Origin of the sequence: Chitinophaga ginsengisegetis, assembly GCF_900168065.1 — a bacterium.
GTDB classification, from domain to species: Bacteria; Bacteroidota; Bacteroidia; order Chitinophagales; family Chitinophagaceae; genus Chitinophaga; species Chitinophaga ginsengisegetis.
Window position 1 is genome coordinate 157,569 of sequence record NZ_FUZZ01000006.1, and the last position, 14,927, is coordinate 172,495.

A 14,927-nucleotide genomic window follows, 5' to 3' on the forward strand; every position below is an offset into this window, starting at 1 on the left:
GCTATCGTTTTTCGCTTTTTTAAATTGATTATTTCTACTGTTACAACTGTTACAATCAAAAAGATAAAGTACATAAAAGCTAATGCTGTAAAGGATTTTACTGATGTAACAGTAATTGATAAACTTATCTCTACTGTTACAAACTGTTACAAACTGTTACAATCCAATGCCATAAAGGGATTTAAAAAGAAGTCCACTACAGTAGCGTATTGTAACAGTTGTAACAACAGATAAATTAACTGTTACGTTTATATGAATTGATAATCAATTTATTGCGAAGTTTTTTAATGGTCAATGTAACTGTAACAGCAACTTTACTTACACCGCATTTTAAAGATTATGATATGAAAACAATAGTATTTGACACTAACTATAATAAAAAATTGCAATGTGAAAACTTTTGTCACATCTCTATGGCGCCGCCGTCCGGTACCTCTGTTAACCTCGGTGAATCACTGTATATGATTACCGTAAAGGATAATCCGGATTTAAGTGTCACGGCAATTCTAATAAACGCCCTGCATTGTAAACTGGTGGATATACGTGAATACTTTACGCAGTTGTCGCATAATATGTCACGGGAATTTTTTCAGGCTTGGTGGAATGAGAAGTACCCAGGCAAGAATGATATCACTATCTATTTTTATAAACGCATAAACTAATTTGGGTATGGCACTTTCAAAAAAATCAGTGGCACTGGCTTGCAATGTCTTTAAACAAATTGTTCCAAATCTCCCCCAACATATATATCCGATTGATATTTACAGCACTGATTATATCACCGGACTGATTTTGGGTCACGACAAAAAAAGAGATGGCGGCTATGAGGGAATCTGCATCCATATCCGAAATGTTACGTCTGGACATCTCCAGCTATTCGCTGCTTTAAAAGCACAAGTTCCGAATAGCAGTTTTGTTGAGCATCTTAACGACGGCATTACAAGGATTGGCTTTTATTAATTTAACTTTTAATGTGGGAAATGAAGAAAAATAAACCGTTGAGGAAAAAGAGGGCAGAGAAACGTTACTGGCGTGTCACGATTCCTACCAAAAAGCACCTAAAGAAATTTATTCAATACTATAATGGTGAGCAGCCTTTACTGGATAATAGTACCCAGTTTAAGGCTTACGCCCTTTCAATGCTATCTTTTAATACCATCAGAGATAAGGAGTATAAGCCGAAGAACCTTTCCGAGACAGGCCACAACGATACGTTAACGATGCTGATAAGTAATCGGACGTTTACCCATATTGGTCATACCATTACTTTTGAAAAGGCAATGCATATTAATCGGATGATGGCTTACGAGTTTTCTGTCACGCTTTCTTTGATGATATCCAATCTTCACAGCGTAAAGAAAATACCGTTGCAACAATCACTGGAGAGATTCTGTGAGGTGTACGGGCTTGAAATTGATGAGGACATAACTATGGATAACCTACTGAAGATATGGCGTCGGCGTCTGGATAAAATGGAGCCACATTGTGTGAATAAAAATGTCACGGAAAATTTGATTATTCCATTTCCAACCAACAATAGTTTATTCCCTGCATTGAATCCAGTAAATCAACTTTCTTTGGACTTCTAACCTGTCCTTTCCCACGGCTGCATATTGGCGCACTTTCGCCGTGATATGCACAACGTCTATAAACAAGTTTCCCACTTAGATAGGCCAGCAGTTCACACTGCTGGCCTATGTGAGTTTTATTTTGCCCGGCATGAAGATGTGGCTATTTGGCCGACTGTTGATCCTCAAACGGGTACTATTACCAATGGTTTACAGCTGAAAGCAGGTAAGGGATGGATGCGTTGTAAGGTCTTGGAAACTGATCGAAGCTACCAGGAAGTTACAAAGATTGATCCTGCCGGGCCGTACTCGGAAATCACCGTGCAGGGCTTCATGCCGGGCGACAGCACCACTAATTCTCTCACCCTCGCCGCTATGGTATTTGGTCGGTATGTACTTGTTGTGAAGGAGCGTACCGGTATCCAACGTTTAATAGGCAGCGCTGATGTTGGTGTGACATACACAGGGAACTATGACAGCGAAGATGCGGAAGGTACACGCGGTTGTAAAATGCTTTTCTCATGGCGTACACCGATCTCACCACGGATATACTTAACCCCTGTTGACGCAGGTAGCCCCGGTCCAGGTGGACCCGGTGGCCCGCTGGTTTTAGTTAATGCCGGACCGGATCAGCTGGATTTATCATCGGCTACAAACGTCATTAATCTTTCAGGTGTTGCGCTCTCCACCTCCGGAGATATAGTGAGCTATTTATGGGAGATCATTAGCGGCCCATCGGGTGCAGTAATAACTACTCCATCCGCCGCAGCGACCACTGTAACAGGTGTTAAACCGGGTGCATATTCTTTCCGGCTTACTGCTGTAGACACCATAGGAACCACTGCAAATGATAGTATTGATTGTAGTATTGCTATACCATCAGGCGGAGAAATTGAAGTATTCGCCGGACCAGACCAGTTTATACACGCGGGTGTTTCCAATACAAATTTCTATGCAAACCTCACCATACCGCCAGAAGTTACAGTCCAAAGCATCACCTGGTCTGTTGTAACAGCTGGCGTTACAGGCGTAGAATTTTCCAATGTGAATGGTTTGAGTACGGGTGTTACAGGTATTCCTGTTGCTACGGTAACCGCATTACGTACCACCTTCCGATGCACGGTAATTGATAATTCCGGGCGTAGCAGTTATGACGAAATTGTTGTTAGCTCCGCGGCCCCTGCCCGTATGTATTCGTCCGGTGGTTACCTGGATAATAAATACGATCCAGCAAATTTACTGTTGCGTGTTTGGGCTTACGAATGTGAGGGATACGATCCACTCCGGGAAGGTGGATACCCACTTATATTATTCTTCCACGGTGTAGGCGTCAATGGCGATCAGAACGGCGATGATATCAACCAGCTGCTGCTGAAAGCTGAAGGGCTGCCATACTACCTGTATAATAAGCTGTTCCCGATGAAATGTAACGTGGCATCAGCACAGTTACATACAGGATATTGGACACTTGAAACGGTACAGAAGGTATTAACATGGGCCGCGGCAGCATGGAATGTAAATACTAACATGGTATTTGCAACTGGTCTTTCTTCTGGTGGTGCAGGTACAAACGCGATTATCCTTGCCAACAATACCTTGTTAGCTGGTGGTATCGCATCTAATACCACGTTTAACGATGTAGCATTGCCAGGTAATGGGGATATCGTTAAAAATGTTCCACTGCTGTACATCCACAGCTGGAACGATACCCGTGTTCCACCGGCTTCTGAATACAGTACGCTTGACGATTTGAACAGCATCCTTGCCGCAGATCCGCTGGGCATATATCCACCGTTAATCCTGATGAATTGGGCAAGTGAGCATGATGGTGGTACATGGAATGATATGTTATACGATAAACGGTGGGCGCCATTTGATTTTGAGGAAGATTTTTTTCTTTTCCACACCAAAGATCTGGTAGAAACGGCTGGCAATTACACCAGTCGCGCCGAACGGTTGAAAACATTCTATGATTACAGCAGAGCTTTGCTAATCGTTAACAAACTTTCTGCGGGCGCTCCTAAAACTGCTTTATTGGCCCGTTTAACTGCTGTCAAAGATGCAATGACTACTTCGGTAGGGCATCGCATGTTTATGCTGAATTTGGGCAGCCCTTCCGTTTTTAATCAGTACAAAATTAATAACGTCGTTTCTACAGCGGCAGGAACAACGGTAAATAACCTGGCTGATATTGACAATACATCCAGCGGAATTGGTTTTACTGTGGTAAGTAATGCAGCTGGCCCAGGTGTTGCTGGTTTGAAGCATTTCTATATGGGCATGGGCGATGATATGTTTAACAGCTCATTTATGTACAACGAAGCTAACCCCGCACAATGGAAATTTACCGGACTGAATCCTGCACAGCATTATGATGTTAGTCTGTACCACAGCAATGTGTCAAAGCAGATGTTTCAGAGCAACAACAAATCCGGCTCGCGTAGTCTGGTAAATGGTAGTATGGCGCAAAGTAAGTATGAGTCTTACAATACCATGTTTACCACAGATCATTACAATGTGAAGCCAACTGCGGGCGGTGAAATAGTGCTGGATCTTTCCGCGTTGGATAACTACCAGTTCAACGCCAATCATATCTACCAGGGTAATACCGTAGCAATAATGTTGCGGGAAAAGACAGCTGTCGCGCCACCTCGCAGCAACTTTGACAAGTACAGTTTCGCAGCCAGCAACGCCGCCGCTGATCCCGACTTCGCTACCATGTTTGGTAACCCGTCGGCCGCTGTATTGCGGGTGGCTGATCCTATAACCGGGCGCACTATCAGCACGGTGTCGCCTTCATTGTGGGCCAATTTTGGGAGCGCATCAGGCAATGATCATGAAGCTCCAGTAGGCGCTTTTGCAGGCGTATTGCCAGCAACAGTGGCTGAATCTGCCATGCTTAACTACAATCAGAATTTCAACCGGGATGCTGAAAATTTCAATTTCATCTGTGAAGGCACCCCCGGTATGGGATATCAGGAAGGTCTATATATAATAACGATTTATTGTTCTACCAGTGCTGATTTTTCACCCACTCGCGTAGTGTGTAAAATGGGTAGTAGCAATGGTTTGGAGGATAATACAATCGTTACAAAAAATAATATGATTAATCGTCTCCAATACAAGGGATACCTAAAGGATGGAGAAACCATTCGCGGCGGTATCTATATGCCCAACAACGTTTGGGGAGTGGCATTTTTAAACGCAATCATCGTAGAAAAAGTAGGATAATGTTTACACCCTTTTTAGAAGCCAGTAACACTTTAGAATCATTCCTCCCGGACCTGGGAGAAAAATTAACGACGGTCGTCAGCCTTGCCTATTTCCTATATTATTTCATGAAGGAACTGAAACAAGTGAGAGAGTCACAGGAGAAACAGCGACAGGATTACGATGCCCGGTGGCAAGCGATGTTTGAGCGTGTCGCAGAAATGGATAGGAAAAGCCAGGAGGCGCTCAATAATGTGAGCAATAGTAATGAACGCCTCGCCGACGCGGTTGAGGGATTATCAAACCAATTAAAAATGAAGCCATGAAATTACAAACGGAACGGATTGTTATTTTCTTCTTACTTATAGTCGTCACCGGACTTTCTTTGCGCTCCTGCTTTCGTAAAGAGAAGGAAAATATTATACTGAAAGAAGCTGTACAGATAAAGGAAGATAGTACTTCCTTTTGGAAGGATTCCCTGGGAAGAATCCACGCACAAAAAAAGCTGATAGAGGCAGATATGAGCAGCCTACGGGCGGTTTATCGTGACCGGATTGATAGTATTACTTCTGCTCTGCAAATTAAGAGCAATGATCTACAGTCGGCGTTAACCGCTCGCACCACCAGCCAGGGAACAGTTAAACCAACTATTGATACTATCCGTAAGGATTCCATTGCGCTGTACAAGTTTCATTTTTCCGATCAGTGGCTTACACTGGATGGGCTTATAGCGCCTTCCCCTACTATAACCTACCGGTTTACTGATTCGCTGGTTTTAACCACCTATAGAAAACGGCGTAACCTTTTGCGCAGTGACATTTATGTAGATGGTTACTCCCTTAATCCCAACGTGCGTTTGCAGAATATTACCGGTATAAAGGTAGCCTCTGCACCTGTCGGGCGGTTGGGAATCGGGCCATATTTGGGTTATGGATTTACTGGTAATGGTATTGGGCCTTCCTTCGGAATCTCGATCCAGTATCGACTTTTGAATTTCTGACTTATTATAATTTGTAATTTTTACAACTGTTTTAAAGTATGAGAGAAATAAAAAATATTGTCCTGCATTGTACTGCTACACAACCAACGGCTACGGTGGAGTCAATTTTGCGATTTTGGAGAACCAGTCGAAAATGGCGAGATCCTGGATACCATTACATAATTGAGTTCAATGGAAATGTTCGTAACCTGCAACCTGAAGAAAAACCCTCAAATGGCGTAGCTGGCCATAATTTGGATAGTATTCACGTGTCGTATATTGGCGGTATTGACCGTGAAGGAAAACCAGAGGATACCCGCTCCAGTGAACAGCGTATTGCAATGAAAGGTTTGGTACAAAAACTACATCAGAGATATCCCACGGCTATCATTCTTGGACACCGGGACTTTCCTAATGTACCGAAAGCATGTCCTTCATTTGATGTTCGTTCCTGGCTGAAAGAGGAAAATGTACTTTAATGTTCTCTGTACAAGTGGTTGATTAATTGATTAAATTGGAGGTATTAGTTAAAATTCGGATTATGGAAGCATTTTCTGTCACAGTTTTAGGTAGCACGTACATGGTGTATCCGCGGGAATGTGGAGCCTATATTCAGTTTGTCATTCCAGTTAACGGGCAAGACATCATTTTCCAGGCAAATCAGTCTGGTGAAATAGTACCGTTAGAGGAAGCTGAACCAATAGAGACGTTGGCTCAGATCGGAAAGGCCATAGAATCATATTTTCTTTGAAATACTAAAAAAATTAGTATTTTTGTCAGAGACATATAATGAATACCCTTAGAAATTGTTCTGCTTAAAGCATTTCTAGGGGTTTTTTTGTGTCTTATATTACTAAAAAAATTAGTATTTAAACAGCGATATATGATAGCAATGAAGTTGAACCCGGAAGTTTTGTTGATGCCGTTTTTTAATACGACTATACCCGCAGGCTTCCCCAGCCCGGCTCAGGACTACAGCGAGGAAGAAATTGATCTAAGTAAGATCTTGCAACCCAATCCTACCACCACTTTCATAATACGAGTAAAGGGAAACAGCATGGAACAGGCCAATATGCCCGATGGCTGCCTGGTGGTTGTAGATCGTTCACTCAAAGCCCAAAGTGGAAGTATCGTTGTGGCGATATTGGATGGGGAGTTTACGATTAAGCGTTTGGTTAAAGCTGGCCGCAATTGGGTACTGCATCCGGAAAATCCTTTTTACAAACCCATAGTTATTACAGAAGATGCAGATTTCCAGGTGTGGGGCGTCGTTACTAACATCGTAATTTCAGCAAAATGATAGCACTTGTTGATTGCAATAATTTTTACGCCTCCTGCGAAAGACTGTTTCAGCCTGCTTTGCGAGGCAAGCCAATAGTCGTGCTGTCTAACAATGATGGGTGTGTTATTGCCCGCAACGACGAAGCAAAGGCGATTGGAATAAAGATGGGAGCACCAGCATTTCTAATGCAGGATCAAATTTCCCGTCACGGTGTTTTTGTGTTTTCTAGCAATTACACATTGTACGGCTCCCTTTCTAACCGCGTCATGGCAGTATTGCAGGCAAATTGTGAAAAAACTGAACAGTACAGCATAGACGAAGCCTTCCTTTATCTCGGCGACCTAAAACATATTGATCTTGAAAAATATGCAGGTGAATTGCGGTCAAAGGTTAACGATGTTGGGATTCCGGTAACAATCGGCATCGCCACAAGCAAAACCCTGGCAAAGATGGCGAATCGTTTTGCAAAGAAAACTAAGAAGGACATTGGTGTTCATATTTTGGACAGTAGCGATAAGGTTAATGAAGTTCTGCGCTTCACTGAAGTCGCAGATATTTGGGGAGTAGGGAAACAGTATGCCGCCGTGTTAAAAGCTCACGGATTTAATACTGCATATGAATTATCATTGGCTCCGCAGGAATGGATCAGAAAAGAAATGTCAGTAGTTGGCCAGCGCCTATGGAACGAGCTTCACGGCATGTCGTGTATTGAGATGGAAGAAGAGCCACCCGCGAAAAAGAATATTTGTGTCGCAAGATCATTTGGTCAATTACTTTCAGAAAAAGAGGATGTTCGAGAGGCATTAGCGAACTATGCAGCCATAGCCGCGTCTAAGCTCCGTCAACAGAATAGTTGTGTCACGGTTTTGCAGGTGTTCCTTCAAACAAATGTATTCCGGGAGCAAGATCGACAGTACTATAGATCCGCCACTGTACAATTGCCTGTTGCAAGCAATAGTACAAAAGAAATACTACACTATTCGGGTATTGGTTTAGACCGCATTTGGCAAAATGGGTATAATTTTAAAAAGGTCGGTATTCTGCTGTTGGATCTTATCCCTGCTGATCAAGTCCAATATGGCATGTTTGACAAAATAGATCGCCCCAAAGATAATAGGTTAAGTAAGGCTATGGATTCGATCAATAGGCATTGGGGAGGTAAAGAATTAGTTAAATTTGCTGTACAAGGTTATGATCGAAAGTGGAGATTAAGACAGGAACGGTTGTCCCCCTGTTATACAACAAAGATTTCAGATATTCTTACGATAAAAATTTAGTCATGCATAACCCTCTTGCGCTTTTTACCACTGAAGTTTTGAATGCGCTTCTGACACATGGCTTTACAATATTTGTAAGGCAGTCATATCCGAGAGGCAAGGATCATTTTGATTCAAACATTAAAGAAGCATTTTTGTTTACCCCATACAAAGACATCGGCGAGGCAAACCAACATTTTCAGTACATCCGTTACGATGTAAGAAAATATGTCTATCAGGTGCAACGTGTAGAGGAGTTTGAGCGATTGAAGATCGCAGCAGCGCAGCCCGAAGGGTATAAGAATTATGTTGACAAACTCGCCGCCAAGCAATGGCGTCCATCGGCTCAAATGGGAACTAAGATAGGCAACTATGTCCGCGCACATACAAAGTGGAAGGCGCGAGAAGGTTCCATATCTGTTAATTTATTTTTGCACTATGGTGAATTGATGCTGAGGTTATCTAATGGCGCTGAGGAAATAAAAGTGAAACTAAGTGACGTGGAGCGGCTCTAAATCATAAAAAAAATCAGTATATTATACTTCAATTTATGAGCTATGTGTTATGATATTTCATTTGCTTCAGATATTGAGAGTATCCACGATATTCTACCAGCAATTCAAATTCAGGGTGAGCTACGATTTGACCCTACGTTTCATAAGTTAGGAATGTCATTCCCAACATGGCCGATAGTGGTAAATACAAACAATCGTTTGGAACTTCATCCATTTGTTTGGGGACCGATTCCTAAAATGTTAAACACTCCTGATAAAGTAAAGAAGCAGCGACAAATGTTTTTAAATGCCCGCAGTGAAAAAATTTTGGAACCAAAAACTATGTGGACAGCTATCAGGCACCAGCGTTGCCTGGTACCAGTGACGGGGTTCTATGAATATAGAGAGATACCAGGACAAAAAAATAAGCAGGCATATTTTATACGGGTAAAAGGACAGAAGATTTTCTTTATCGCTGGTTTATGGACCTTATCCAATAGTTGGGACATAGAAAAACCAGAGAAGATAACAACCTTCACAATTGTAACCAGAGAGGCGAACTCAGTTATGAAGCAGATTCACAATGGTGGGAATAATGCTGGTCGAATGCCGATGATGCTTACAAATGAGCTGGCAGAAATGTGGGTAAAGCCGGAATTAAATGATGATCAGATTAAAGATATATTAAGCTTTTCTATGCCATCCATTGATCTTGAATATTGGCCAGTCAACTCGGTCCGGAAAGCACATCCCGATGATGAAAGTGTTATTGAGCACGTCGATGAAATTGATTTGCCACCGATTATTCTTCAATGAGATTGTTACAAATCCTTTCGTTATTCAATTACGCAAATACAATGCGCATAGGAGAAATAATTTCGATTCGTAATCAAATCCAGGTAATATGAAATAGTCTCCATCACTTTCATCTTAGATTTTTTGTTTTAAAATCCGCTACCAGAGCGGATTTTTTATTGAACTACTTAACATTTATAAAGGGGGAACAAGCAACAAACTCACAATCAAAACCCTTTTATAATGGAATTAAACAAAATTTACAACGAGGACTGTCTACATGGGATGAAACGCATTCCCGATGCCAGCATCGATTTAATTGTTACTGATCCTCCATATTTTTTAGGACTAACCCACAACGGACAAAAAGGATCATTTATAGATTTGGCTATCAGCCGGCCATTCTTTGATGCACTTTTTCAGGAATATAAGCGCGTGTTAAAACCCGATGCCTGTGTTTTCTTTTTCTGCGATTGGAGGGGATATGCGTTTTACTACCCAATCTTTGATGCTATCCTGGGAGCCAGTAACCTTTTGGTATGGGATAAGATCAGCGCACCAGGCAGTAAATATAGCTACTCCCATGAGCTGCTTATATTTCACGCGCCTGCAAGCGTAAATAAGGGAGGCTCGTCGATCTTTAGGGTACCAGGCTTTAGTTCCGGTGCCAAGAAAGTGGAAGGGGAGAAAGTGCATCCAACACAGAAGCCGTTGGCACTTATAAGGCAACTTGTAGAGGCGCATTCCGAAGTGGGTGATACGGTATTAGATACTTTTATGGGTAGTGGCACCACCGCAATAGCTTGCATGGAATTGCAACGGAACTTCGTGGGCTATGAGCTAGATATAAAAAATTTCAAAATTGCTCAAAAGCGGGTTTTCAATATGTAAAAAGGGCCGCCCGGAACAGATACGTTCCGGGCGGCCTTTTATATAAAAGGAAACAAGCCTATACTTTATACTCAGGTAAAAGCTCTGAAATGTCCACTCCGAGGGCATTAGAAATTTTGTACAGAGATAATATTGTTAGGTTTATTTTCCCGGTTTCAATTCTCGAAACATGTGCATTATCGGAATCAATTTCATCCGCGAGCGCTCGCAAAGTGATACCTTTCTTATGTCGTAAAGCTGCAATTCGCTTTCCGATATCAACTAATATTATATTATCCGCATTTTTATCCATTACCCGCAAAATGAGGATATTATATATAAATGTTGCTGTGCTTTAGCACAGCAAACGAAATTTTCATTATTTTAGGAAAGCCAAGCTCTTATATAAATAATTACTAATTTGCAGCTTCAAAGAAATTGAGGCATTTGCTTATCTATGGTCCTGGGTCTGGAAAACTATTAGGGATACCATCAGAGACGGCAGTGTCCACGCTACAGCGTGGGCGCTCGCTTCCGTCTTCCCGGTATTCCAGACCCAGGGGCGGTAAGTAGAGGCCCGCGCTTTTTTGTTGCGCCTCAAAAAGACCGCTATGTTTCGTTTATTTAACCTCGTTTTTACCACCAAAGCATCCCTACTTCGGCAACTTGAAGAAAAAGAAAAGCTTATCCGCAACAATACGCGGTTTATTCGCTCCTGGGCACATGATCAAGGCACGGCTACAAATGCAATCAATGCCGCAGTTCATTTTATCGAAGATAGAGGGACTATTACCCAAAGTGATTTGGAATTATTAAAGACTGGTATCCAGTTATTGAGGGATGGATCAAGTAACCTCATAGATCTTCTCAAGGAAAAGCCCACTACCAAAAACCAGTTTGTTGACCTTGTGAAAATATTGGGAAATGTTGTTCAGCTTTATACGGGTTTGGCGCAGTTTAATCATGTTAATATCGTCTTACAACTGGAGGGAAGCGCACCTGTAAATATTTATAGCGATGAATTAATGATTCAACGAATATTGGGCAACCTTCTATCGAATGCGATTAAGTTTTCGCCACCAGGGGAAAAAATTATTGTGAGGGTTTACGGGGAACACAAATACCTACTCTTTCAAGTTGAGGATAAAGGGCCAGGAATACCTGCAGAAAGACGCCGGGAAATTTTCCGTCCATACGTTAAACTCGATGAAAGTAAACTTGGTACCGGTTTGGGTCTCGCAATATGTAGACAATTTACGCAGTTGCTTGGCGGTGATATTGCCGTTCAAAGCACTGATAAGGGTAGTATTTTCTCATTTAAAATAAAAGCAGTAAATGTATAAGCTAATATTTTTTGCACCGAATGGGAAATTGGTATATGTTCCCTGTACATCGTTGGAAGAAGCACGGGAAGGAAAGCCACATTTACCGAGAGACAGTTACTTTGGTATTGCTATTCCATCCGGGGAAGTTATAGAACCAGCGCCTGAATACGACCACCCTGTTCTCATCATAAACCATTTAAAAAAATTGGTTGAACCCAACAAGTAATGCGCTAAGGATAGTCACTTAATGTGTTCGCCCTGTCCTTTTTCTCTTAATGCTCTCGCGGCACTTTTGTGCCATGACGAGCAATTTTCATATTCTATCTGCCATACTGAACGGTCCGTGGTTAATTACTCCGGACTACGCGCAGGCCATGTTACCGTGGGTTGCCAGTTTATATTCCGGCTCCGGATCTGTTGCCGCTGTTCCCCGTTCTGGGTATTCCAGTGAGCGTCCTTTTATCGTGGCACCGCGTACCGGTAAGCGGTACGAATGGAATGATACACCACCGGAAGGATCTGTTGCAGTTATTCCCATCACCGGGCCGATCACCAAATATAACGGTGGTTGTGGTGAACCCGGATCTATCCAGCGGCAATCACTTGTCGCAGAAGTTGATGCACGCTCCGAGATAGTGGGCGCGCTCTATCTGTACGATACGCCCGGTGGTCAGGTAAGCGGTACTTCATCCCTGGCAAATGCAATCCGCAATGCAAAAAAAAGGTCAGTAGCATACGTTGACGACGGCATCGCAGCCAGTGCTGGTATGTGGTTTTTGTCGGCATCAGCAGAGGCATACGTTAGCCAAAAAACTGATCAGGTAGGCAGTATTGGCGCCTACACTTCCCTTGTAAATTTTTCCGGATACTTTGAGAAATTGGGCATTAAGATCCAGGAGATCTATGCTCCACAGTCTACTGATAAAAACGGTAGTTATCGCGCTGCCATTGAAGGTAATGAGGATCTTATTAAACAGGATCTAAGCGTTGTTGTTGACGGTTTCATCAATTTCGTAGCCGACCGTTCTCCCCGTGCCCGTGCTTCCATCGACAAATGGAGTACTGGTAAAATGTTCCACGCTGCCGATGCCAAAAAGTACGGCCTGCATGAAGGCGTCCTACCTATGCGGGGCGCCATTCAACGTGTAGTTGCCCTCAATAAAAACTCCACTCCAACAATTTCATCAAACACAAAACATACAACTATGGCATTTGAACAAACACTTTCCGCCGCCCAGGCTGAGGAATTTGAAGTGGTGGAGGGGGGATTCCTTGCCACCGAAGATCAGCTTAACAATGTGGAAGCACACATCACCGGGCTACAATCCCAATTATCAGCAAGCCAGGAAACAGTGACAGCACAAGGCCAGCAGATAGAGCAGCTCCAGACAGCTGCAACAGCTTCTGAGTCTACGATCCAGCGTTTACAGACTGAACTTAAAAACAAGGGTAAAAGAGATGCTGTCACTTTTACTAACCCTGAAGTGGGAGTAGAGGATGATGCAGAAGTGAAGGAGGATCGCTATGCAGACCTCCGCAAAGCCGCTTTTCCTAACTGGCAAGGATAAACGCAACAACCGCAACAATTAACCCATAAAAAATAACAAATGTCCGCATTTAATACAACTGCACTGGCAGCATTACTCGGCGCTTATTGCCGTGACAACAAAGAAGAATTATATACCCGCATTGTGTTGGGTCTTTTCGATGATGTACCCTGGATGAAGAACAACGTTGCGGGGCATGGTATACTGGACCGTTTCACCTTCATGGAAGGTGTGACCGATGAAGTGCCGTTACCTCGCATGGATGTTTCCGAGATCGTAAAGCCGGGCCATCAACCAGGTGATGCCACCTTTACCGGATCACCGGATAAAATAAAATTTGCCGCCCGTGTGCTGAAAGTTCGTGACTGGTCGGTTGATCTGGTGCTGGATCCTAAGTATCTGGAAAAAACCTGGCTGGCTATGAATAAGCAGCTGGGCAGCTGGGCGGGTAAGTTTACCAAAGCGCCAGCATTTGGAAACATTCAGCCAGAAGAATTTATGATTAAGGCAGTGATAAAAGCTGCACACCGGGATATCCGTATGAAGGCACTTTTTGGCGGCGTATACAACGCTGCAGGAAATGCATCCGCTGATATCGTAAACGGGTGGTTTAAACTAACTGCCGATGCTATCACCGCAGGAGAGCTGGCTCCAACTGTTACTGGTGCCATCACCTCCGCAAATGTGGAAGATAAACTGCTTATGGTTTACGATTCTTTGAGCGAGGAGTTTAAAGCTGATGAAACGCAGATGCTGGTTAACGCTACCATTTTTGACTGGTACGCCCGTAAAAATAAACCCACCATCGTAAAAGATCCCGGTATTCCTGGTCAGCAGCCAGGTATGGGTAGAATGTATCTCTATGGTACGAACTGCGAATTAAAGCGGGAGCCAGGCGCAGGAGCTTCACAGCGTGTTATCTGCACACCTGTTGCAAACATGGTGTTTGGTATGGATAGCCGCGATGAATATACCAATGTAGACGTTGAAAAGTTTGAGCGTACCATCAAGCTGATGATGGACGGTAAGATCGGCTTGAACTTCCGCGATGTTGGTGATGGTACCGCAAATCACCGCCCGCTGGCAGTAAACGATGCCGCATAATACAGCCCCCTCACGCCTGTGAGGGAGCTGCTTTAAATTTCACAAACTTCTTAAACACTAAAATACTATGGAAGGAAAAGAATTAACTCTGGAAAACCTGGCAGCGCAGCTGCAGGAGCTTAAAGCAGATAAAACAGCCTCCGACGGGCTGCTTGCATTATATCAGGAACAGAATGAGCAGCTGAAAAAGCAGAATGAAAGCCTGGCATTCCAAAATGACGGTCTGAAAGAAGCTGTATCTAAACTTATCGAAAACAAGTCGGCCAGTTCTATCACGACTTCAGCACCGGTATTACCAAAACTGCCAGACGATCCGACTTTTAAACTGAACAAAACCAAGTATCAGATTTTGGTTCCGTCGTGCCATATCCCCGGCATCGGTTATCGTACAGCCGAGGATATTTTGATGGATGAAGAAGCGCAAAAGGCGCTCATTGATGTGGGATCTATGACCGTTAGGAAAATTTCCTAACAGACATAAACCACATTTTCCTTAA

General features: G+C 43.1%; 18 protein-coding genes. 17 read left to right on the plus strand and 1 reads right to left on the minus strand.

Translation table 11 applies throughout. The features are described from left to right. The first annotated feature begins 344 nt into the window (after window positions 1-344). The 13 genes from B5Z18_RS29865 to B5Z18_RS29925 all read left to right on the plus strand — a co-directional run bounded on the left by B5Z18_RS29865 (window position 345) and on the right by B5Z18_RS29925 (window position 10,475). Complete coding sequence (locus B5Z18_RS29865) at window positions 345-662, plus strand: hypothetical protein (RefSeq protein WP_143313747.1); 318 nt, start codon at window positions 345-347, stop codon at window positions 660-662. A gap of 7 nt (window positions 663-669) precedes the next feature. Beyond that, a complete protein-coding gene (locus B5Z18_RS29870; protein ID WP_079473243.1) occupies window positions 670-960 on the plus strand; it encodes a hypothetical protein in 291 nt (96 codons plus the stop codon). Between the two features lie 20 nt (window positions 961-980). Continuing rightward, entirely contained in the window at window positions 981-1,589 is a 609-nt protein-coding gene (locus tag B5Z18_RS29875) for a hypothetical protein (protein ID WP_143313748.1), read from the plus strand. Between the two features lie 138 nt (window positions 1,590-1,727). After that, on the plus strand, window positions 1,728-4,799 hold the full coding sequence (locus B5Z18_RS29880; protein WP_143313749.1) for a PKD domain-containing protein: 3,072 nt from the start codon (window positions 1,728-1,730) through the stop codon (window positions 4,797-4,799). Further along, on the plus strand, window positions 4,799-5,104 hold the full coding sequence (locus B5Z18_RS29885; protein WP_079473246.1) for a lysis system spanin subunit: 306 nt from the start codon (window positions 4,799-4,801) through the stop codon (window positions 5,102-5,104). Before B5Z18_RS29880 ends, B5Z18_RS29885 begins: the two co-directional genes overlap by 1 nt. Further along, entirely contained in the window at window positions 5,101-5,778 is a 678-nt protein-coding gene (locus B5Z18_RS29890; protein WP_079473247.1) for a DUF6549 family protein, read from the plus strand. The genes B5Z18_RS29885 and B5Z18_RS29890 overlap by 4 nt, the downstream gene beginning before the upstream one ends. Window positions 5,779-5,816: 38 nt before the next feature. Beyond that, complete coding sequence (locus B5Z18_RS29895; RefSeq protein ID WP_079473248.1) at window positions 5,817-6,236, plus strand: N-acetylmuramoyl-L-alanine amidase; 420 nt, start codon at window positions 5,817-5,819, stop codon at window positions 6,234-6,236. A gap of 62 nt (window positions 6,237-6,298) precedes the next feature. After that, a complete protein-coding gene (locus B5Z18_RS29900) occupies window positions 6,299-6,508 on the plus strand; it encodes a hypothetical protein (protein WP_079473249.1) in 210 nt (69 codons plus the stop codon). A gap of 132 nt (window positions 6,509-6,640) precedes the next feature. Continuing rightward, entirely contained in the window at window positions 6,641-7,057 is a 417-nt protein-coding gene (locus tag B5Z18_RS29905) for a LexA family protein (RefSeq protein WP_235016083.1), read from the plus strand. Continuing rightward, window positions 7,054-8,316: a Y-family DNA polymerase gene (locus tag B5Z18_RS29910; protein ID WP_079473250.1), complete on the plus strand. Its 1,263-nt coding sequence runs from the start codon at window positions 7,054-7,056 to the stop codon at window positions 8,314-8,316. The genes B5Z18_RS29905 and B5Z18_RS29910 overlap by 4 nt, the downstream gene beginning before the upstream one ends. A 2-nt stretch (window positions 8,317-8,318) precedes the next feature. Further along, on the plus strand, window positions 8,319-8,810 hold the full coding sequence (locus B5Z18_RS29915; RefSeq protein WP_079473251.1) for a hypothetical protein: 492 nt from the start codon (window positions 8,319-8,321) through the stop codon (window positions 8,808-8,810). A gap of 42 nt (window positions 8,811-8,852) precedes the next feature. Next, on the plus strand, window positions 8,853-9,605 hold the full coding sequence (locus tag B5Z18_RS29920; protein ID WP_079473252.1) for an SOS response-associated peptidase: 753 nt from the start codon (window positions 8,853-8,855) through the stop codon (window positions 9,603-9,605). A 222-nt stretch (window positions 9,606-9,827) separates the two neighbouring features. Continuing rightward, entirely contained in the window at window positions 9,828-10,475 is a 648-nt protein-coding gene (locus B5Z18_RS29925) for a DNA-methyltransferase (RefSeq protein WP_079473253.1), read from the plus strand. A 58-nt stretch (window positions 10,476-10,533) separates the two neighbouring features. Here the strand turns inward: B5Z18_RS29925 and B5Z18_RS33065 are convergent, their stop codons facing one another. Next, the gene (locus tag B5Z18_RS33065; RefSeq protein ID WP_079473254.1) at window positions 10,534-10,767 is read right to left on the minus strand and encodes a helix-turn-helix domain-containing protein; all 234 of its coding nucleotides are present in this window, start codon (window positions 10,765-10,767) and stop codon (window positions 10,534-10,536) included. Window positions 10,768-11,065: 298 nt separating this feature from the next. On the opposite strand from B5Z18_RS33065, the gene B5Z18_RS29935 reads away from it, so the two are divergent. From B5Z18_RS29935 to B5Z18_RS29955, 4 genes are all read left to right on the plus strand, one after another. Further along, window positions 11,066-11,797 (plus strand): sensor histidine kinase, encoded by a 732-nt coding sequence (locus B5Z18_RS29935; RefSeq protein ID WP_079473255.1) that lies wholly within the window; start codon window positions 11,066-11,068, stop codon window positions 11,795-11,797. A 281-nt stretch (window positions 11,798-12,078) separates the two neighbouring features. Continuing rightward, window positions 12,079-13,347, plus strand: coding sequence for a S49 family peptidase (locus tag B5Z18_RS29945; RefSeq protein WP_159454484.1), 1,269 nt, complete (start codon window positions 12,079-12,081; stop codon window positions 13,345-13,347). A gap of 39 nt (window positions 13,348-13,386) precedes the next feature. Then, window positions 13,387-14,430 carry a hypothetical protein gene (locus B5Z18_RS29950; protein WP_079473258.1) on the plus strand — a complete coding sequence of 348 codons (1,044 nt, stop codon included), beginning with the start codon at window positions 13,387-13,389 and terminating at the stop codon, window positions 14,428-14,430. A 67-nt stretch (window positions 14,431-14,497) separates the two neighbouring features. Continuing rightward, entirely contained in the window at window positions 14,498-14,902 is a 405-nt protein-coding gene (locus B5Z18_RS29955) for a hypothetical protein (protein ID WP_079473259.1), read from the plus strand. Window positions 14,903-14,927 lie beyond the last annotated feature (25 nt).

What these genes read in the sequence shown, in the direction of transcription:
- B5Z18_RS29865 (WP_143313747.1), top strand. Translation starts at nt 345, where the DNA reads ATGAAAACAATAGTATTTGACACTAACTATAATAAAAAATTGCAATGT.
- B5Z18_RS29870 (WP_079473243.1), top strand. Translation starts at nt 670, where the DNA reads ATGGCACTTTCAAAAAAATCAGTGGCACTGGCTTGCAATGTCTTTAAA.
- B5Z18_RS29875 (WP_143313748.1), top strand. Translation starts at nt 981, where the DNA reads ATGAAGAAAAATAAACCGTTGAGGAAAAAGAGGGCAGAGAAACGTTAC.
- B5Z18_RS29885 (WP_079473246.1), top strand. Translation starts at nt 4,799, where the DNA reads ATGTTTACACCCTTTTTAGAAGCCAGTAACACTTTAGAATCATTCCTC.
- B5Z18_RS29890 (WP_079473247.1), top strand. Translation starts at nt 5,101, where the DNA reads ATGAAATTACAAACGGAACGGATTGTTATTTTCTTCTTACTTATAGTC.
- B5Z18_RS29895 (WP_079473248.1), top strand. Translation starts at nt 5,817, where the DNA reads ATGAGAGAAATAAAAAATATTGTCCTGCATTGTACTGCTACACAACCA.
- B5Z18_RS29900 (WP_079473249.1), top strand. Translation starts at nt 6,299, where the DNA reads ATGGAAGCATTTTCTGTCACAGTTTTAGGTAGCACGTACATGGTGTAT.
- B5Z18_RS29905 (WP_235016083.1), top strand. Translation starts at nt 6,641, where the DNA reads ATGATAGCAATGAAGTTGAACCCGGAAGTTTTGTTGATGCCGTTTTTT.
- B5Z18_RS29910 (WP_079473250.1), top strand. Translation starts at nt 7,054, where the DNA reads ATGATAGCACTTGTTGATTGCAATAATTTTTACGCCTCCTGCGAAAGA.
- B5Z18_RS29915 (WP_079473251.1), top strand. Translation starts at nt 8,319, where the DNA reads ATGCATAACCCTCTTGCGCTTTTTACCACTGAAGTTTTGAATGCGCTT.
- B5Z18_RS29920 (WP_079473252.1), top strand. Translation starts at nt 8,853, where the DNA reads ATGTGTTATGATATTTCATTTGCTTCAGATATTGAGAGTATCCACGAT.
- B5Z18_RS29925 (WP_079473253.1), top strand. Translation starts at nt 9,828, where the DNA reads ATGGAATTAAACAAAATTTACAACGAGGACTGTCTACATGGGATGAAA.
- B5Z18_RS33065 (WP_079473254.1), bottom strand. Translation starts at nt 10,767, where the DNA reads ATGGATAAAAATGCGGATAATATAATATTAGTTGATATCGGAAAGCGA.
- B5Z18_RS29935 (WP_079473255.1), top strand. Translation starts at nt 11,066, where the DNA reads ATGTTTCGTTTATTTAACCTCGTTTTTACCACCAAAGCATCCCTACTT.
- B5Z18_RS29945 (WP_159454484.1), top strand. Translation starts at nt 12,079, where the DNA reads ATGACGAGCAATTTTCATATTCTATCTGCCATACTGAACGGTCCGTGG.
- B5Z18_RS29950 (WP_079473258.1), top strand. Translation starts at nt 13,387, where the DNA reads ATGTCCGCATTTAATACAACTGCACTGGCAGCATTACTCGGCGCTTAT.
- B5Z18_RS29955 (WP_079473259.1), top strand. Translation starts at nt 14,498, where the DNA reads ATGGAAGGAAAAGAATTAACTCTGGAAAACCTGGCAGCGCAGCTGCAG.